Source organism: Terribacillus saccharophilus, assembly GCF_002272075.1.
Taxonomy (GTDB): Bacteria; Bacillota; Bacilli; order Bacillales; family Amphibacillaceae; genus Terribacillus; species Terribacillus saccharophilus_A.
In genome coordinates this window covers 22885-40621 of sequence record NZ_NPBJ01000019.1, presented here as the reverse complement: position 1 = coordinate 40621, position 17737 = coordinate 22885, and the positions used below count along the sequence as shown (strand labels likewise).

The 17737-nt window shown below is 42.7% G+C and carries 19 protein-coding genes and 1 riboswitch; of the genes, 14 read left to right on the top strand and 5 right to left on the bottom strand.

From position 1 onward, the window contains the following. Positions 1 to 147: 147 nt before the first annotated feature. From CHH48_RS10230 to CHH48_RS10220, 3 genes are all read right to left on the bottom strand, one after another. Complete coding sequence (locus CHH48_RS10230) at positions 148 to 1503, bottom strand: FAD-binding oxidoreductase (RefSeq protein WP_095219048.1); 1356 nt, start codon at positions 1501 to 1503, stop codon at positions 148 to 150. A 237-nt stretch (positions 1504 to 1740) separates the two neighbouring features. Continuing rightward, positions 1741 to 3363 (bottom strand): lactate permease LctP family transporter, encoded by a 1623-nt coding sequence (locus CHH48_RS10225; protein WP_095219047.1) that lies wholly within the window; start codon positions 3361 to 3363, stop codon positions 1741 to 1743. A gap of 33 nt (positions 3364 to 3396) precedes the next feature. Beyond that, complete coding sequence (locus tag CHH48_RS10220) at positions 3397 to 4350, bottom strand: L-lactate dehydrogenase (RefSeq protein ID WP_428848880.1); 954 nt, start codon at positions 4348 to 4350, stop codon at positions 3397 to 3399. A 312-nt stretch (positions 4351 to 4662) separates the two neighbouring features. Between CHH48_RS10220 and hpaB the strand changes: the two genes are divergently transcribed. Beyond that, positions 4663 to 6093, top strand: a complete 1431-nt coding sequence (gene hpaB / locus CHH48_RS10215) for a 4-hydroxyphenylacetate 3-monooxygenase, oxygenase component (protein ID WP_176466391.1) — start codon at positions 4663 to 4665, stop codon at positions 6091 to 6093. Positions 6094 to 6127: 34 nt separating this feature from the next. Here the strand turns inward: hpaB and CHH48_RS10210 are convergent, their stop codons facing one another. Both CHH48_RS10210 and CHH48_RS10205 read right to left on the bottom strand, forming a co-directional pair. Continuing rightward, entirely contained in the window at positions 6128 to 6451 is a 324-nt protein-coding gene (locus CHH48_RS10210) for an AzlD domain-containing protein (RefSeq protein ID WP_095219045.1), read from the bottom strand. Further along, positions 6448 to 7164 (bottom strand): AzlC family ABC transporter permease, encoded by a 717-nt coding sequence (locus CHH48_RS10205; RefSeq protein ID WP_095219044.1) that lies wholly within the window; start codon positions 7162 to 7164, stop codon positions 6448 to 6450. The genes CHH48_RS10210 and CHH48_RS10205 overlap by 4 nt, the downstream gene beginning before the upstream one ends. A gap of 79 nt (positions 7165 to 7243) precedes the next feature. On the opposite strand from CHH48_RS10205, the gene CHH48_RS10200 reads away from it, so the two are divergent. From CHH48_RS10200 to CHH48_RS10140, 13 genes are all read left to right on the top strand, one after another. Continuing rightward, positions 7244 to 7801, top strand: coding sequence for a helix-turn-helix domain-containing protein (locus tag CHH48_RS10200; RefSeq protein WP_095219043.1), 558 nt, complete (start codon positions 7244 to 7246; stop codon positions 7799 to 7801). Between the two features lie 12 nt (positions 7802 to 7813). Beyond that, entirely contained in the window at positions 7814 to 8281 is a 468-nt protein-coding gene (locus tag CHH48_RS10195; protein WP_095219042.1) for a DUF523 domain-containing protein, read from the top strand. Next, positions 8278 to 8793 (top strand): DNA topology modulation protein, encoded by a 516-nt coding sequence (locus tag CHH48_RS10190; protein WP_095219041.1) that lies wholly within the window; start codon positions 8278 to 8280, stop codon positions 8791 to 8793. The genes CHH48_RS10195 and CHH48_RS10190 overlap by 4 nt, the downstream gene beginning before the upstream one ends. Before the next feature lie 78 nt (positions 8794 to 8871). Further along, complete coding sequence (locus tag CHH48_RS10185; RefSeq protein WP_095219040.1) at positions 8872 to 9075, top strand: helix-turn-helix transcriptional regulator; 204 nt, start codon at positions 8872 to 8874, stop codon at positions 9073 to 9075. A 3-nt stretch (positions 9076 to 9078) separates the two neighbouring features. Next, positions 9079 to 9486: a hypothetical protein gene (locus CHH48_RS10180; protein WP_095219039.1), complete on the top strand. Its 408-nt coding sequence runs from the start codon at positions 9079 to 9081 to the stop codon at positions 9484 to 9486. 26 nt (positions 9487 to 9512) lie between these two features. After that, positions 9513 to 9983, top strand: a complete 471-nt coding sequence (ybaK, locus tag CHH48_RS10175; RefSeq protein ID WP_095219038.1) for a Cys-tRNA(Pro) deacylase — start codon at positions 9513 to 9515, stop codon at positions 9981 to 9983. 256 nt (positions 9984 to 10239) lie between these two features. Next, positions 10240 to 10995, top strand: coding sequence for a GTP cyclohydrolase II (locus CHH48_RS10170; protein ID WP_095219037.1), 756 nt, complete (start codon positions 10240 to 10242; stop codon positions 10993 to 10995). Beyond that, positions 10988 to 12091, top strand: a complete 1104-nt coding sequence (gene ribD / locus CHH48_RS10165) for a bifunctional diaminohydroxyphosphoribosylaminopyrimidine deaminase/5-amino-6-(5-phosphoribosylamino)uracil reductase RibD (protein WP_095219036.1) — start codon at positions 10988 to 10990, stop codon at positions 12089 to 12091. Before CHH48_RS10170 ends, ribD begins: the two co-directional genes overlap by 8 nt. A 2-nt stretch (positions 12092 to 12093) precedes the next feature. Beyond that, positions 12094 to 12663: a 5' nucleotidase, NT5C type gene (locus CHH48_RS10160; protein ID WP_095219035.1), complete on the top strand. Its 570-nt coding sequence runs from the start codon at positions 12094 to 12096 to the stop codon at positions 12661 to 12663. Between the two features lie 147 nt (positions 12664 to 12810). Next, complete coding sequence (locus CHH48_RS10155; protein WP_095219034.1) at positions 12811 to 13863, top strand: tetratricopeptide repeat protein; 1053 nt, start codon at positions 12811 to 12813, stop codon at positions 13861 to 13863. Between the two features lie 231 nt (positions 13864 to 14094). Further along, on the top strand, positions 14095 to 14601 hold the full coding sequence (locus tag CHH48_RS10150; RefSeq protein ID WP_095219033.1) for a DoxX family membrane protein: 507 nt from the start codon (positions 14095 to 14097) through the stop codon (positions 14599 to 14601). Between the two features lie 120 nt (positions 14602 to 14721). Next, a riboswitch (Lysine riboswitch) is annotated at positions 14722 to 14909 on the top strand. Positions 14910 to 15018: 109 nt separating this feature from the next. Beyond that, entirely contained in the window at positions 15019 to 16479 is a 1461-nt protein-coding gene (locus CHH48_RS10145; protein WP_095219032.1) for an amino acid permease, read from the top strand. A 282-nt stretch (positions 16480 to 16761) separates the two neighbouring features. After that, positions 16762 to 17625, top strand: a complete 864-nt coding sequence (locus tag CHH48_RS10140; protein ID WP_095219031.1) for a DegV family protein — start codon at positions 16762 to 16764, stop codon at positions 17623 to 17625. Positions 17626 to 17737 lie beyond the last annotated feature (112 nt).

The window sequence follows — 17737 nt, the reverse complement described above, 5'->3', positions numbered from 1 at the left end:
TTCTACTTTTTTTCTTTATATGGTTATTCTTTATCATGATATTGTAGTTTTTCAGCACGCCCTACTCAATTAGGCCATTTTTAAGGAGCGCTCATTTTTTAGAATGTTAGATGTGGTACCTACTAGAACAATACCGAAACCAGACCTTTAGTAAAATGGAGGTATACTTTGCGGATAGTGGAATACATTCTTTGGATCATACTTTGTTTTTACTTCCCGGAGTCTGTCAAAGTTTGTTCCATAATAAGCACTTCCGAAGTTTTTAATATTAAAATCCGGAACATTGACATAGGATCCCTTGGAGAACGGCTTCAACATCTCACGAGTTCTTTCTACTAACGCGATGTTTCTCTGGGCGTCAGAAGGGTTTTTCCAAGTTGCACTCCACTCAAAATAAAACTTTGGATCACGCCAAAAGAATGCTGTTGCTTCTGGAGAAACTCTGCTTACTGCGCCCCCCCAGTTTAGAAAGAAGAAATTGGACTCACTTCCGGTTGCGTTTTCTAGAAAATAGCGCATAGCTTTGATTGCCTCATCAGGAAATGGCTGAAATCCAAAAGATGAAGAAAATTTGTTCGCCATATCTGTTGGTATTTGATCAGGTTGAAGTCGATTTCTAACGACAGCAGGCCAAGGCAAAGTTTGAATGTTAACCTCTGATGGCGTACCCGTGGTTAACAATGGTTCTAACAAACCAGTTAACTCTGCTTTTGAACCTAGAAACAGACCTGTTGCTTGGAGCAACCCATTGGTTTTAGTGTTAATACTTAAACTAGTGCCTAATCTTTCGTCAACAGATGGAGACCACCTTTGCCAAACCTTCACAACGTCTTCTAATTGTTCCCAAGGCCAATTAATGTCGAATACCGTTGCCTTTTCAGGTGCACGATGTACCTTATATTTGTATTCTGTAGCTATGCCGAAATTTCCTCCGCCTCCACCGCGTGAAGCCCACAAGAGGTCAGAATTATTGTTTTCATCAGCTATTATTGTTCTTCCATCCGCATCAACCATTTTTACTCCAATGAGATTATCACTAGCAAGACCGATTGTACGTTGAAGTGGTCCAATTCCTCCTCCAAGTGTAAGACCGGCAATTCCCACGGTAGGACTATCTCCAAATGGAGACATGAGGCCGTATTTGGCTAAAGTACTGACAAGCGGTCCTACATCAATGCCGGTTTCAATAAGAGCTATTTCCTTCTTACTATTTAGTCGAACTCGAGTCATGTCGCTGACATCGATGATGATGCCGTCTCTTACAACAGACATATTTCTTTCTAAAGCGTGTCGCCCGCCACGAGCACGAAGAGGGACATTGTTTTCTCGTGCCCATTTTATTGCATTGACCACATCATCATGTTCTTGTGCGAACACAATAACAAGGGGGTATGTGTCAGTGAACGGATTCCAATTAAGTCGTGCTTCTTCATATCCCGGTTCGCCTCTGAAAATAACACGACCGGTCAATTTCGTTTTTGATGCGATGTCTAACACCTCCATAATAAACTATAGTCCTCATATGATTTTCTTTCAGAATATTGTATGTACATGTAATAAAATTGCTTGGGTAGAGGCATAGAAAGGATTTGGAGAAGGAGGATGTATAATATAAACTAGTAAAAAGGAAGATCTGTTCGTTCAAAAATTGAACGTTCAGATCCTCCTTTTGTCTGTTTGACAACTAAAATTTCGAAGTTAGTAGTTTTTCTATGACCTCGTAAATTGCGCACGCTCTTTTTATAAAAACAGAGATAAAACAAATGTCAATACACATACAAATCCAGCCAGCATCAAGCTGTACTTAATCGTCTGATTAAACAAAGCTGATTCATTACCTGTCTCTTTTACAGCTGCTGTTGCAATCGCGATAGACTGCGGTGAGATGAGCTTGGCCATGACACCGCCTGCTGTATTGGCAGATAGGAGCAGGGCTGAGCTTGTACCAATCTGGCTGCCGGTGACGACTTGCAATGTACCAAACAGTGCATTATTGCTGACAACAGAGCCGGTGATGAAAACGCCAATCCAGCCGAGTATTGGGCTGAATAATGGAAACAGGCTGCCTGTTTTAGCTAAGGCCAAACCTATGGATGCGCTTAGTCCGGCATAGTTTGATAGATTTGCAAACGCCATGATAAAGCAGATTGTGAGAACTGGAATCCATAGTTCTTTGGCTGCTTCCTGTAATCCGCTGGCAGCGCATTTCAAGTTGATATTCCGGCTGAACAAACTAGTCAGAATGACGGCTACGAGGATAGCTGTGCCGGTTGCAGAAACAAAGTCCAGCTTCAGGATGGCGTCCATCGGTGTATCCGTAACGGCAATCGGTGCAATCTTGACCACTTCCTGATGTAGAAATGGCATTTTCAAGTAAGCAATCCAGCCTGCCAACGGAGCTTCTGGTGCAAATAGATTTTTAAAGAATGGTGCGCTCCAAAAAGCGATGACGATAGTCAGGATATAGAATGGTGACCATGCCTTAGCAACTTGGCCTAATGTATACTTTGCAGGCTCCTCTTGAACTTCTGCACCTTTTTCCCGGTAAATATGCTTTGGCTGCCATTTACGAAGGAAGAGGGCAAGTACTCCCATACTGATCAGAGCAGCTCCGATATTGGCAAGCTCCGGACCGATGAAAATCATAGTCGCAGTTTGAATGATTGTATACGTTCCGCTAAGTACAAGCAAAGCTGGTAGGGTCTCTTTAATACCTTTGAATCCGTTCAGGATAAAGACGAGCAGGAACGGAATCAGAAAACTGACTGGCGGCAGGATCAAGGCAAGTGTCCGGGAAAGCTCCAAACTGCTGATGCCGCCAAGCTGAGCGCCCGTAATGACAGGAATTCCGATAGCACCGAAAGCTCCTGATGCTGCATTGGCGATCAAACAAAGTCCTGCTGCTTTTAGCGGCTTGAAACCAAGCTGAGCAAGAAGGGCTGCGCTGATGGCAATCGGTACCCCGAAGCCTGCTGCTCCTTCCAGAAATGCATTAAAACTAAACCCAATTAATAAGAGCTGTAAACGATGATCTTGCGAGATACTTGCGATGCTGCCGCGGATAACATCGAATTTGCCGGATTTGACAGCCAGTTTATACAGCCATACCGCCATAATGACGATGTAGCCAATCGGCCATAAACCATTTCCGATACCAAGAACGATAGCGGATAACGCTTTGAGTGCGGGCATCTGGAAGACGAATACCGCTACGGCGAAGCTGATAAGCAGCGTCAGTCCTGCAGCAAGTATTCCTTTCATTTTGAAAGCAGTCAAACCAACTAAGAAAAACAGAATCGGTAAAAAGGCGATGATTGCACTAACATACTCATTGCCAAACGGATCATACGCTTGCATCCACATGCTATGCTCATCTCATTTCTGATGGAGTTTGGGTTAGTTCACAGTCTGAAAGGCAGTGTCCATGATATTTCTAAGGACGCTAGCACTATGTTTGAACTGTTCTTTTTCCTTCTCGTTCAATGGCAGCTCCAGAACCTGCTGTGCACCTTTACGGCCGACAATAGTCGGAGCACCGATATACACATCTTTCTCCCCATATTCACCATCGAGATATGCTGTTACTGGCAAAATTGCTTTTTCATCACCAAGAATTGCTTGTGTTACACGTACTAGACTCATTGCAATGCCATAGTAAGTTGCGCCTTTTTTCTCGATTACGTAATAAGCAGCATCTCGTACATTCACATAAATCTCATCTAAATCTTCTGGTTTATATTTGCTGTCTGTCTGCATCATTGTTGCAAGCGGAACTCCGCCGATTGTAGCTTGGCTCCAGACTGGAAGCTCCGTATCTCCATGCTCCCCAATCATATGCGCCTGTACATCATGCGGCGCAACGCCGAAGTAATCGCCAAGCATGTAGCGTAGACGGCTAGAATCCAATGTTGTGCCGCTACCAATAACACGTTCTTTAGGCAAGCCGCTGAATTTCCAAACTGCATGCGTCAGTACATCGACTGGGTTTGTGGCAATCAGGAAGATGCCATCGAAGCCGCTTGCCATAACTTCATCAACAATCCCTTTGAAGATTTTAACGTTTTTGCTGACAAGGTCGAGTCTTGTTTCTCCTGGCTTTTGATTAGCGCCGGCTGTAATGCAGACAATATCGGCATCCTTGCAGTCAACGTATGTGCCATAGCTTATTTTTGTCGGACGAGGGGCAAATGCTTGGCCGTGATTCAGATCCATTGCATCGCCCATCGCTTTATTTTCATTTAGATCAATAATCACTAGTTCATCCACGATATTCTGATTCAGCAATGCGAATGCATAGCTGCTCCCAACGAATCCCGCACCAACCAAAGCTACTTTATTGATTCTTTCCATATAGATCATCACCTTTGTTAAGATTTATAATATGTGAATAATTTCACATTCTTTATAAATACATTGTGCAATACTTCACAAACTTAATCAAGTAGTTTGTTTTGAATAAATTGTGAACGATTGGAATATTCTTCTTTGAGGGGGTTTTTGTATGTTTACGATGCTGTTTGCTTTTGGTGTTTTTATCTTGATTGTCTTCCTTGCGGCAGTACGTACGGTAATAGAAAGACGAAAGGGAGAATAACAGCTCTAGTATCTGCATGAAAAGAACAGCTTATCCGTTTTGGATAACAATGACAGGGGTGTGTGTATTTGTCTATCAGAACTGGAGATGCCTATCTTGCCAGTATTGATGCGTTAGGTAACAAAGTATTGAATGGTAAATCAATTGTGAAGAAGCCTCTTTCCAAGCATAGTGCGTTCCGAGGGGTAATGCGTACACAAGCAGAATTATACGATCTGCAGCATGATGCTGCCTATACGGATGTACTAACTTATAAAGACAGTGATACCGGAGAGCGTTATGGTCTTTCCTTTCTTAAACCTGAGACGAAGGACGACCTGAAAAGGCGAGGCGGTATGATTAAATGCTGGGCGGAACAGACACATGGAATGGTTGGCCGCAGCCCGGATTATATGAATACGGTACTGATGGCACTCGCATCTTCAGCTTCGTTATTGGAAGGAAAGGATAACTGTTTTCCTGATCACCTGCGAAGCTATTATGAATATGTACGACAGCATGATCTGACGATGACGCATACATTTATTGATCCCCAGGTAAACCGAGCCGATTTCTATTTTGAGCAGAATGATGAGCCTATTGCTGCAAAAGTCGTGGATCGCAATGCTGAGGGTATAATTATTCAAGGAGCAAAGCTGTTAGCAACCCAAGGTGGTATTACGGATGAACTGGTAGTCATGTCGTCAGGTGGCTTTGAGCAGGATAGAGGTTTCGGATTCGCCATCCCGAGCAATGCAGAAGGTCTGACATTTGTAGCAAGAGAATCATTTGCCGGAGGGAAGAGTACAGCGGACTATCCGCTGAGTGCCCGATACGAAGAGATAGATACAATCGTGTTGTTTGATAAAGTACTCATTCCATGGGAGCGCATTTTCTACTATGATAATGTTGCAGTAGCAAGCAGCTTTAAGAACCAAAGCAATTTCGCTGCCTTCTCTTTGCATCAAGTACTGATTCGTCGGATTGCGAAGCTGGAATTCGCCATCGGCCTAGTTCAATCCTTAATAGAGGAAATCAATATCGCAGAGTATCAGCATGTTCAGGAAAAAGCAGCTAATCTGGTCATTTTAGCAGAGGTACTTCAATCACTCCTGCAGCAAGCAGAAGCAGGTGCTGCACCTGACCAGTGGGGAACATTCTGTCCGGATTTGAAACCGCTCCAGGTGGCGTCCAATCTGTTTGCACGTAAGTATCCTGAAATTGCTCCTGCCATTCATCAGCTAGGAGCGAGCGGACTGATGAGTATCCCGCCGCTTCATGCGTTTAAATCAGAAGAAGGAGCAGCATTGAACCATTATTTGCAGAGTAAGACAAAACTAGGGAAGGATCGAGTAAAGCTGTTTCGGCTTGCTTGGGACTTTGTTATGTCTTCTTTTGGCACGAGGGAGACCTTATATGAATATTTCTTTTTTGGAGATCCAGTTCGGCTGATAGGTCAATTCTATAGCTCAGTTGATTTTAAGCCATATACGAAAAAAATAGATGATTTGCTATCATGAAGGAGGCCTTATCCTATGGATGAGGCCTTTTTAATTACAATATATTTCGGTATATTGCCATCAGCAGCACGCCGGTGACTACTGTCATGGATAGGCTTCGAAATTTGTATGCAATAATGGCTGTTGGCAGCAGAATAAGCAATACCGGCCAATCGATAGTGAGGCTGCTTTCCTCTTGAATGAGCATATTCTCAATAACCAATGCTGTCAAAATACAGACAGGAACGAAAGACAGCCATTTCATAACTGCATCAGGCAAGCGCAAGTTTCGTACAAGGATGAACGGCAATATTCTGGGGATGACAGTAACTAGGGCAGAAAGTGCAATGACTGTCAGCACAGTGCTGTTCATACTCATTTATCCAGCACCACCCCAACTGATGCGACAATAACGGTAGCAAGGATAACAGCGATATGTGTAGAAAACAGAAGCGATAATCCGAGCATGGCAGCAATCATGCAGAGCATCAAGGTAGCGTAGAGCTTCCATTTCGCGGTAGGTACATGCTCGAGCTGTAGGAAGAGCAGACCTAAGAACATAGCAGGCAAAGCAAAATCCAACCCCCATGCTTCTGGATCTGAAATCCACTGACCGCTAACAGCGCCGACAATACAAGATAAGTTCCAGAACAGATAAGCCGTGAGATTCAGGCCATGCATCCAATGAGCAGAGAGACTGCCGAATTGTTTCAACTTAGTAGCGGCAACGCCGAAGGATTCGTCTGTCATTAAAATGCCGACTCCTATGTTATGAAGAAACGATTCTTTGGTAAAATGAGGGGCAAGGGCGGCACTTAACAGGAAATTACGCAAATTGATAATGAATGCTGAAAAGACGATGGCAGACAAAGGGCTGCCGGCAAGCAGTAAGGCGCAAATAGCAAATTGAGCAGCACCAGCATAAACGCTTGCCGAAAGCAGCGTAATTTCCAGTATACTTAGATGAGAAGCCGTACCAACAATACCGAACGCGATACCTACGCTGATATAACCGAAGAGAGTGGGCACACAATCTCGGAATCCTTGGACAAAAGTCAGCGAATCGCTTCTACCGACGGAATCTGTAAGCATGATATCACTCCTTTTCGTTATATTATACATATGTTCGTTATGTTGAACAATAACTTTCTTAGAAGAAAGGAGAATTCTGATGGAACATTTAAATAAGATGATTGCCAGTAACCTTGCTGGTTTGCGAAAAAGCCGCGGACTTAGCCTTGATCGCACGGCTGAATTGACGGGGGTAAGCAAAGCGATGCTGGCGCAAATCGAAAAAGGGAAATCCAATCCGACTGTATCCACGTTGTGGAAAATAGCCAATGGATTGCAGGTTTCGTTTTCGTATTTCATGAAAGAAGATAAAGTCTCCTTTATTAAGATAAATAAAGAGGACATCTCCGCAGTGGAGGATGAAGAAGGCGGCTATCGAGTATTTCCTTATTTTAAATTTCAGCCTGACAGGAAATTCGAGATTTACACAGTGGAATTGGAGCCAGGATGTGTACATGGAGCAAAAACGCATCTTGGAGAGGAATATCTTCTTGTGCGAGAAGGAGCTCTCACAGTCTCGCTGGATGGGGAAGAGCATCAGCTGAAAACTGGAGATGCGCTGCAATTTTCAGCCAATACGATGCACAGCTATGAAAATAAAGCAGCCGGTACAGCGAGCTTTTTCCTACTAATGTATTATCCTGAACCTGAAGCGTAAGGGGGAATATGAATGATCATGGTAAGTGCCTGTTTGGCGGGAAAACCTGTCCGTTACAATGGAACACCAGCTACCGATACAATTGTGGAACAGCTGATTGCTCAGAAAAAAGCGATTAGTGTGTGTCCTGAATTACTTGGCGGATTCGTAACACCAAGGGAACCAGCTGAAATTGTCGGGGGAAATGGGTATGACGTTTTAGATGGTAAAGCAAAAGTCATCGAGTATTCAGGAACAGATGTTACCGGCATGTACATAGAAGGTGCAGCACACGCCTTGTCCATTGCCCAGGAGCAGGATGTGGATTTGGTTGTATTAAAGGAAAATAGTCCATCTTGCGGCAGCTCTGTCATTTATGATGGTACCTTCCAAGGTCATAAGCAGGCAGGTGCAGGTGTCACGACAGCTATGTTCAGACGAGCCGGAATTCGTGTTATTTCAGAAGCAGAGCTCGAGCAGGAATTGGCAGGCATACGATGAACAGGATTGCATTGATCGGTTCCGGCGGTTCAGGCAAGTCCACTTTGGCTATGGATATTGGCAAGTTACTAGATATAGAAGTGTGGCATTTGGACGCTATCCTTTGGAAACCGAATTGGATACTTACACCACGAGAAGAACAAAAGCAGATTCAATCACAATTAGTAAGCCAGGGAAGCTGGATTATCGATGGAAATTACCAAAGCACATTAGACATCCGGCTGGAGGCAGCTGATACGATCATTTTCCTGGATATGCCGCGGACACTTTGTCTATACAGAGTTTTGAAGAGACGTCTTATGTATCATAATCGATCACGCCCTGATATGCAGTCCGGCTGTAAGGAAAAAATCGATTTGGAGTTCCTCAAGTGGATTTGGGACTTCCCGAGCAAGAAACATCCCCAGATGCAGCAGAAGCTTGCGGAGCTTGGGATGGACAAGCAAATAATAAGATTGAGAAGTCCCCGAGAAGTGAAGGGGTTTTTAGATAAAATAAAACATCAGACGTAAAGTGTCCTTTACATCTGGTGTTTTTTGGTATATCTTGAGTGTAAAGGTACCTTTACATGTGGATAGGACAGGATACGGATGAAAGTTAATAACAAAGTAAGGGAAATGCGACAATCTCGTCATATCACCCAAGTGAAGATGGCGGAAGATCTAGGCATCACACGACAAACAATCAATGCCATCGAAAAAGGAAAATACAATCCAAGTTTAGAGCTGGCTTTTCGGCTGCTTGCGTATTTTGACGTTCCGTTTGAACAGCTATTTTATGTAGAGGAGGAGTAGCAAATGCGAAAGATGAAGAAGCGTTATGAACTTTTGGTATATGTATTTATCACACTCTGTTGTTTCGTTGGTATTTGGCTTGGAATAAAGCTTATTGGAGAACAGCTGCCATCGGGGAATTATTTCCTCTTATTCATCATGGTTGGAGCGTTGTGCGGCGTTGGATTACCGATGCTGATTAGCTGGTCCCAGAGCAGAAGCCGACAGCCTGATATGGATGAACGGACTGTCCGAATGCTGAAGAATTATTTGTTGTCAGCTTTCTTTCTAATATCGTTTCTTTCAGGAGTTTTGCTGCTTGTACTCGTTGGAATAGGACACGAAACAATTGAACTTGGCTGGATTGCGGTTTATGGAGGTGCCATCTTTATACTTATGACGGCAGGTTTATTTGTTGTAAAACGGTTTTAATTATCTGCGAAGAAAGGATACAATCGATGGACTACAAAACGAATGTCATGCGTATGCTGAATCAAAAGAAAGTACCATACAAATCCTATAGTTACGCCGATACAGATGCGATCAGCGGAACAGAAGTGGCCGAGGTATTAGGACAAAATCCAGCTCAAGTGTTCAAAACGCTGGTTACGGTCAGCAAATCAACTCAGTATTATGTATTTGTTATCCCGGTAGAAAAAGAGCTGGACTTAAAGCGGGCTGCTGCAAGTGTCGGGGAGAAATCTGTACGTATGCTGCCAGCAAAAGAATTGCTGCCGCTTACTGGATATGTTCATGGCGGCTGTTCACCGATTGGAATGAAAAAGATTTTCCGGACTGTTGTGGACGAAACTGCGTCAGACTTCGAGAGCATCATTTTCAGCGCTGGTAAAATTGGTTATCAGGTAGAACTTACTTTGTCTGATTTGAGCAAAATTCTGTCTCATAAAGTAACTTCACTAACCGAATAGATAAGGTTCCAGCTTCCTAAAGGAGTGGAGCTTTTTTATTTTCCACGTTTGTTTTTCGGTGTATAGTTAGCTCAATATCACATTAGTTACTTTTAGGATACTAAATAACCTTGATGTGCCTATTTCTAAGATCTTGACTGTCATACTATGATGGAAGAAGTATATAACACCTGAATTTCATAACAAGATATTGGCGGACTGGTGCCTACATAAATCCAGTTATTTCAACGTACACTGATAAAAAAGGAGAAAGATGATGACAGAAATGAAATTAGAATCGAAAGCCATTTCGATCTTAAAAGATAAAATTGAACTTATTCCGACAGCTGAGGGAGCCATTTATCTTGTCGGCCCGATCAAGCTGCCTGTTAATCTTTACGGAGAAACAGTTACCTTCCAGTGGTATTGCTGGCTGAATTGTGAGGAAGTTGCCAAGGATTATGAAGAAGTCATCGAAAAATTATCTGACATGAACCTGGCTGAAATGCAGCAGTCCAGTGTATTGGTTTACGGCGATTTTGCTGAAGAAGAAGATGCGCTGATTCGCATGCATTCCATCTGCCATACAGGCGATATTTTCGGCAGCAAACGCTGTGATTGCGGCTTCCAGCTGAAGCAGTCTATGCAGCGAATTGTTGAGCATGGTACAGGTGCACTGTTCTATTTGGCAAACCATGAAGGGCGCGGAATCGGATTGTTTAGTAAAGCAATGGCGTACATCCTGCAGGAAAATGGCTATGACACGGTAGAAGCCAATGAAAGTCTCGGTTTTGTGGATGATTCCCGTGACTATACTGATGCGATCCAAGTACTGAAAGCATTGCGTACGAAACCTGTTACACTGATGACAAATAATCCGCGTAAATTAGCTGCAATGGAACAGGCGGGCATGCAGCTTTCCGGACGGTCAGCATTATGGGGAGATGTGTCTGAGTTCAACGAGAATTACCTGAAGACGAAAATCGTCCGCTCCGGCCACCTTGGCGATGAGGAGATCTGCAGCAATGACTGATCACACATTTTATATGGATTTGGCGTTGCAAAACGCCAAGGCAATGAAAGGGCAAACGGATCCGAATCCGCTTGTAGGGTCCGTTATTGTGAATGACAATCAGATTGTCGGAATCGGTACCCATTTGAAAGCCGGTGAACCTCATGCCGAGATTCATGCTATCCGGATGGCGGGAGAAAAAGCAAAGGGCGGGACGATTTATGTCACGCTCGAGCCTTGTTCCCATCATGGACGGACAGGGCCATGTGCGGTAGCAATTAAAGAAGCGGGAATAAAAAAAGTAGTTATTGCCACGCTTGATCCAAATCCAGTTGTTTCCGGAAACGGAGTGAAAATTCTCGAAGAAGCTGGTATTGAAGTGACTATCGGTGTCCGGGAAGAAGAAGCCCGCAAGATGAATGAGGTATTTAATAAATTCATTGTCGAGAAAAAGCCGTTTATAACGTTAAAAGCAGGTACAACATTAGACGGTAAAATTGCCACGCATACGCTTGATAGTAAGTGGATTACAACTGCAGCCTCCAGACAGGATGTCCATCAGCTGCGCAATGAGAATATGGCCATTCTTGTTGGAGTGAATACGGTAATAGAAGACGATCCCGAGCTGACAGCCAGAATACCAAATGGACGTAATCCAATACGAATCATTTTGGACTCCAGTTTGCGCATACCGTTGGATAGCAAAGTCGTCACTGATAAATTAGCCGACACTTGGATTTTCACAAGCCAGAAAGCAGACGGAGAGAAAGAGAAAGCACTCTTGTCTCAAGGGGTAAAAATATATCGGACGAATGGTTCAAGTCGGGTGGATGTGAAAGAAGTAGTCGCGACACTAGGCGAGCAGCTTATTTCCTCTGTTTTGATTGAAGGTGGAGGAAGTGTCCATGCATCATTCCTGGAGAATCATTTGATTGATAAAGCAGTGCTTTACTTCGCTCCGAAATTGATTGGCGGGAAAAATGCACCAACTTTCCTGGAAGGTACAGGTTTTGCTAAAATGGCTGATGCGGTGGAATTGACCGACACAGACATCATTAAAATCGGACAAGACTTCAAATTCATTGGCTACCCGCGCTATGAAAAAGGGGATATGTAACAATGAAATTTGGTTTTGATATAGACGATACACTCATCAATCTGCGGGAGCATGCCTTCCATATTTATAACAAAAAACTAAATCAGAACATCTCCCTTGATGTGTTTCAAAAGCTTGAACGTGTCGAAATACATGAACCATTCGGATTGACGGATGAACAAGGATCAGAAATGTGGAACTCCACCTTGGAAGAAATCTACTATACTACTTGTTTACCGTTTCCGAATGCTGTCGAGATATTGCAGGAACTGGATCGGGAAGGGCATAAGATCTACTATATTACCTCAAGACCAAAAGAACATGGACATAGGACAATGGAGTGGCTCCGTGCACTAGGGTTTCCTGTTAAAGAAGATCAATTCTTCTACGGCATGAAGGATGAGGAAAAGGTGCACATAATCAAGAAACTCCAACTCGATTATTATTTTGATGATAAGCCTCATGTACTGAATACGCTATTGGAATATTCTACAACAAAAGTATTTGTAAAAGATCAGTCGTATAATCAGCTTGTAAATTTGCCGAGAATAGTCGATTTATCAGAGATCAGAAATATGGTACAAAATAAATAGGAGGATTGACGGTAATTTGCCGTCAATCCTTTTTTGTTTTTAGGAAATAGGCAGGAAATAAATATCTGATAGAGAAGTAAAATAAATAGCAAATTCCAAATATACGATGGTAATAAACAGAATCACATAAAAGGGGGAGGAGTAACTATGGGCCTGGTTTTATCAGTCACAGATAAAGATTTTAGTGAGTTGCTGCAAGACTTCTATGATGTGATGAAACAGGAAAAACAAGAGGAAGCAGCAATGCTGGCAGATATAATTGATACGATGAAGAAGGATATTGGGTTAGAGGAAGTATTGATTAAAGCAGATTTGCTTACTATTCGCTACCATGTGATGCTGGGGGAATTGCTAACTGCAGGGTATCTATTGGAACATTTCGAAGCACGCGGGCATGTCCTTTCGCAACAAAATGAATACTTCTATCAATATTTTAAAGGGCAGGTTCATTTTAAAAATAAAAAATGGAATGAAGCATTAAGGTATTATGAGCATGCAGAGCTTTACATAACTGAGGATGAAGAAAAAGCAGATTTTTATTATAAACTGGCTCATGCTTATTATCTCACTGGCATACCGGCACTATCAGTACTGAATGCGAATAAAGCAATGCGTTATGCAACATCTTACAAACAGCAGTATCACCTTGCAAAATGCAAGCTGCTGCTCGGACTGAATCATCTGGAAATACGGAACTACGAACATGCTGAGTCTCTTTTATACGAAGCGCTCGACTGCCAGCATAATGCTGATGAAACATCTCTTGATTTGGCGTCAATGGTCCATCACAATCTTGGATTGCTTTATTTTGTGCAGCAAAAGTTTGAAAAGGCAGCCGACTACTTTGATCAAGCTGTACATGCCACCCCTTGCTCTCATTATTTGAAGAGCCTCTACTATCTGACAGAATCCCTCTTCCGTGTCAATCACCACTCAGAAGCAATGAAATACTACCAGATCGGATTTACTAGGAGTAAGAAAGAGCAAGATATGGACTATCAATGGGCTTTCGCCATGCTGCATAAGCAATTTGTCGATTGCGATAACTTTGAAGCGGTATGGATAGAAGGCATTGCCTATTATGAAGCAATCGGTGATAGATACAGTGTCCATTATTACAGCTTGCGCATGGCTGATTATTACACGCTAAAAGGGGAAGAAGAGAAGGCAAATTATTATTACCGGCTTGCTGTATTGTAAAAACTAATTTATCTGATAGGATTTTCCGCCTGTTACCTAAGAATCATGAAAAACCAGCATCTGACTATATAGTTGCTATCTAGGAGCATTATTGAAAATATTCTAATATTATTACTATTCTATTAAAATTTCCGTATAAATATTCCATTTTTTGTTTTTCCTTTTATACTAGAGCTGTGGAAGTGCCGACCCACATCGGTTTACAACTTTGGCAGCGATAGGAGAGGAAAAATTATGATCAACACCTTACGTCAGAGTAAGGGGGCAGCAGTCGTTTTCCTAGTGATCAGATTATATCTTGGGTACACGTTCCTGTCAGCCGGCTTAGGTAAGCTGATGAGCGGAAACTTTGATGCAAGCGGATTTGTCCAAGGTGCGTTAGCGCGCTCGGACGCAGGAGTCATCCAGAGCTGGTGGGGAAGTTTCCTAGAAGGAGTTGTCCTTCCAAATGCAGAGATTTTCAGTTTCCTTGTCATGTGGGGAGAGACTCTGGTCGGATTGGCGCTGCTGCTTGGTGCCTTCACTGGAATTGCAGCATTTATGGGAATATTGATGAATATCTCATTCCTATTAAGCGGTGCGTTTCAGCAGAATTTGATATTGATTATCTTGGGCTTAGTGCTGATCATTGGCGGGACGAACGCTGGCCGTTACGGCATCGATCGCTGGATTATGCCATCTCTGCGAAATACAGGGGATAACAGGTCAGCCAGAAACAGCAAGAGACAGCTGATATAAGAAAAAAGAACACGCGCTTGCCGCGTGTTTCTTCATGCAGAAAAAATTTCTTGTTGAAATAAGTCAATGTGTGTAGTACAGTTAAAAAGGTTTTTTAATTGCATACAAATCCTCATCATCTGATGAGGTAGAGGTTGCGGCTGTTATTAGTACAAACTGGGAGATCAGGAGAGATCGTTGATCAGGATGGAAAGGAACAGCTGCCGAAGCTAAGATGGGTTCTCCAATCCTACTGGCTGGGCCTGTACTCGAATAGGGGCAGGACTGTCACGTCAGTCGCAAAGCTGGCGTGTTGCGCTATCTTTGTGAGAATGATGCTGTTTATAAGTAAAGGCCGTTCCGATAGAGCAAACTATCCGGGAGGGTCTTTTTTCGTATCTATAGCGCAACGACGAAGAAACAGAGAGGGGAAAGAAAGTGAGCAACAACACGAAACAACCGGGATTACGAAGAGCACTGAAAGCCCGTCACTTAGGGATGATCTCCCTTGGCGGTACAATTGGTACAGGATTATTCCTGGCCAGCGGAGGAGCCATTAGCAGTGCAGGCCCAGGAGGAGCATTACTTGCATATGCGCTAATTGGCTGTATGGTATTTTTCCTAATGACAAGCTTGGCGGAAATGGCAGCATTCATGCCGGTATCCGGAAGCTTCAGCACATATGGATCACGTTTTGTCGATGAATCATTCGGATTCGCACTAGGCTGGAACTATTGGTTCAACTGGGCCATCACAATTGCGGCTGAGCTCGTTGCTGTAACATTGATTATGGGATTCTGGTTCCCGGATACACCATCTTGGATCTGGAGTGCAATCAGTCTTATCATCATGTTCTTATTGAATTATATTTCTGTTAAAGGGTTCGGTGAATCGGAATATTGGTTCGCTTTGATCAAAGTTGTTACTGTCATCATTTTCATCATTGTTGGTGTATTGATGATCATTGGTATCCTTGGCGGTGACTCACCTGGATTCTCCAACTTCACTGTAGAAGACGCACCATTTAATGGAGGCTTCCTTGCTTTGCTTGGTGTATTCATGGCTGCCGGATTCTCATTCCAAGGGACCGAATTACTTGGAGCAGCTGCTGGGGAAGCAGACAATCCTAGAAAATCGATTCCGAAAGCAATTCGTTCTGTTTTCTGGCGTATTCTCTTGTTCTACATTTTGGCGATCTTCATTATCGGGATGCTCATTCCCTATACAACAGAGAGTCTTGCAAGTGATGATGTCCGTCTGAGTCCATTCACACTTGTGTTTGAAAAAGCGGGAATCGCATTTGCTGCATCTGTCATGAACGCAGTTATCCTTACTGCTGTCCTATCTGCCGGTAACTCTGGTATGTATGCCAGCACACGGATGCTTTGGAACTTGGCGAAAGAAGGGAAAGCACCAGCTTTCCTTGGTAAACTTAACAAAAACGGTGTGCCTGTGAACGCATTGATTGCTACAGCGGCTGTAGGCTGTGTTGCTTTCCTAACATCCTTCTTCGGCAATGGTGTTGTGTACACATGGCTGTTGAACGTGTCAGGTATGGCAGGCTTCATCGTATGGGTTGGTATTGCTGTAAGTCATTATCGATTCCGTAAAGCATATCTTGCTCAAGGAAATGACCTCAAGGATTTGCCATACACAGCTAAATTCTATCCGGTAGCGCCGATACTAGCCTTTGTACTATGTATCATCGTTATTGTCGGTCAGAGCTTCTCAGCTTTCACTGCAGATGGAATTGAATGGGGCACCTTAGTTGCTTCTTATATCGGTATTCCCGTCTTCCTGCTCTGCTGGATCATATTTAAAGTGAAAAAGAAAACGAAGGTGCACAAACTGGAGGAAGTTGATTTGACTACTCCGGCACATGAAACAGCACCAGAATAAGTAAAGCTGCCGGGAGACCGGCAGCTTTTTTCATTAGCTATATTTCCTTAAAGATGATTGAAAACCCTAGAAATTTGGGTATTTTATATGTAGATGAATAGGATTAATATCAAGACAATAAATCATTCCGCGTACCAAATCTTTTCCGAATTTAACCAAAGTAGCAATAAAGGGAAAATTGTGATGTTTTTATGTATTTTCTTGTCTGATTTTATTACTTATTTCCTAATTTTCTAGTTTCTTTATTTGATTTACAAGTTATACTGAATTAGAGGTGAATATATGAAAATTGCAATTGTGACCGACAGTCTTACGAACTTGAGAGAAGAGGATTTACAGAAATATCCTTTTATATATTACGCGCATTTGAATGTTGTCGTAGATGATAAGTCCTATATTGATTTAAAAGAGATTACGAATGATCAGTTATTTCGTTTTATAGATGAGGGAGCTTCCTATTCTTCTTCCCTGCCGTCACCAGAGGTATTTGTAACACTATATGAAAAGTTATTGGCAGAATACGATGCTATTATCAGCCTACATTGTACAGAAAATGTAAGCGGTACCGTCAATTCTGCACGTATAGCAAGGGATACAATCGAAGGGGCTAAGGAAAAAATCACTGTCATTGATACGAATACAGCTTCCATCGGAGTAGAAAATATCGTCATTAAAGTGTGTGAGCTCTTGGAGCAAGGTAAATCGTTGGATGAATTATTAGAGGTAATTGAATATTACCGTACACATGGACAGCTGTACCTTACGATTAATGACCTGACAACACTAGTACGTACTGGACGCATTTCGAAAACAGCTTCAAGGATCGGTAACTTATTGCATATTAAACCAATTATCGGTTTTAAGGATGCGAAATTAGAAGTTATGAGTAAAGTTCGTACCAAGAAACGTCTGTTAAAATGGATGCTGGAAAAATTACGACATGATATTGAGCAATCAGGAAAACAAGTTGTTCGTATTACACATGTGAATTCCATTGATCTTGCTACTGAGTTAAAGCATGCATTGGAAATATGCGGTGATAAGGTAGACGTATTTATCAGCAATGAAATCAGTTCCGTTATGGCAATTCATTTTGGTCGAGGCGGAGTTGGGGCAAGCTGGATGCCTGCTAATTATTCTGTTTAGTAAACGGCTTGTGATATCAATCAGCTTCTGTGTCATATGTCATCAATTGAGAAACCTCGAACAATTTAATTGTTCGAGGTTTTCGTTTCTTTAAATAGCTCTTAGTTTTAAT

What these genes read in the sequence shown, in the direction of transcription:
- CHH48_RS10210 (WP_095219045.1), bottom strand. Translation starts at nt 6,451, where the DNA reads ATGAGTATGAACAGCACTGTGCTGACAGTCATTGCACTTTCTGCCCTA.
- CHH48_RS10155 (WP_095219034.1), top strand. Translation starts at nt 12,811, where the DNA reads ATGGGCCTGGTTTTATCAGTCACAGATAAAGATTTTAGTGAGTTGCTG.
- CHH48_RS10225 (WP_095219047.1), bottom strand. Translation starts at nt 3,363, where the DNA reads ATGTGGATGCAAGCGTATGATCCGTTTGGCAATGAGTATGTTAGTGCA.
- CHH48_RS10170 (WP_095219037.1), top strand. Translation starts at nt 10,240, where the DNA reads ATGACAGAAATGAAATTAGAATCGAAAGCCATTTCGATCTTAAAAGAT.
- ybaK (WP_095219038.1), top strand. Translation starts at nt 9,513, where the DNA reads ATGGACTACAAAACGAATGTCATGCGTATGCTGAATCAAAAGAAAGTA.
- CHH48_RS10140 (WP_095219031.1), top strand. Translation starts at nt 16,762, where the DNA reads ATGAAAATTGCAATTGTGACCGACAGTCTTACGAACTTGAGAGAAGAG.
- CHH48_RS10200 (WP_095219043.1), top strand. Translation starts at nt 7,244, where the DNA reads ATGGAACATTTAAATAAGATGATTGCCAGTAACCTTGCTGGTTTGCGA.
- CHH48_RS10220 (WP_428848880.1), bottom strand. Translation starts at nt 4,350, where the DNA reads ATGGAAAGAATCAATAAAGTAGCTTTGGTTGGTGCGGGATTCGTTGGG.
- CHH48_RS10230 (WP_095219048.1), bottom strand. Translation starts at nt 1,503, where the DNA reads ATGGAGGTGTTAGACATCGCATCAAAAACGAAATTGACCGGTCGTGTT.
- CHH48_RS10205 (WP_095219044.1), bottom strand. Translation starts at nt 7,164, where the DNA reads ATGCTTACAGATTCCGTCGGTAGAAGCGATTCGCTGACTTTTGTCCAA.
- CHH48_RS10195 (WP_095219042.1), top strand. Translation starts at nt 7,814, where the DNA reads ATGATCATGGTAAGTGCCTGTTTGGCGGGAAAACCTGTCCGTTACAAT.
- CHH48_RS10180 (WP_095219039.1), top strand. Translation starts at nt 9,079, where the DNA reads ATGCGAAAGATGAAGAAGCGTTATGAACTTTTGGTATATGTATTTATC.
- CHH48_RS10185 (WP_095219040.1), top strand. Translation starts at nt 8,872, where the DNA reads ATGAAAGTTAATAACAAAGTAAGGGAAATGCGACAATCTCGTCATATC.
- ribD (WP_095219036.1), top strand. Translation starts at nt 10,988, where the DNA reads ATGACTGATCACACATTTTATATGGATTTGGCGTTGCAAAACGCCAAG.
- CHH48_RS10190 (WP_095219041.1), top strand. Translation starts at nt 8,278, where the DNA reads ATGAACAGGATTGCATTGATCGGTTCCGGCGGTTCAGGCAAGTCCACT.
- CHH48_RS10160 (WP_095219035.1), top strand. Translation starts at nt 12,094, where the DNA reads ATGAAATTTGGTTTTGATATAGACGATACACTCATCAATCTGCGGGAG.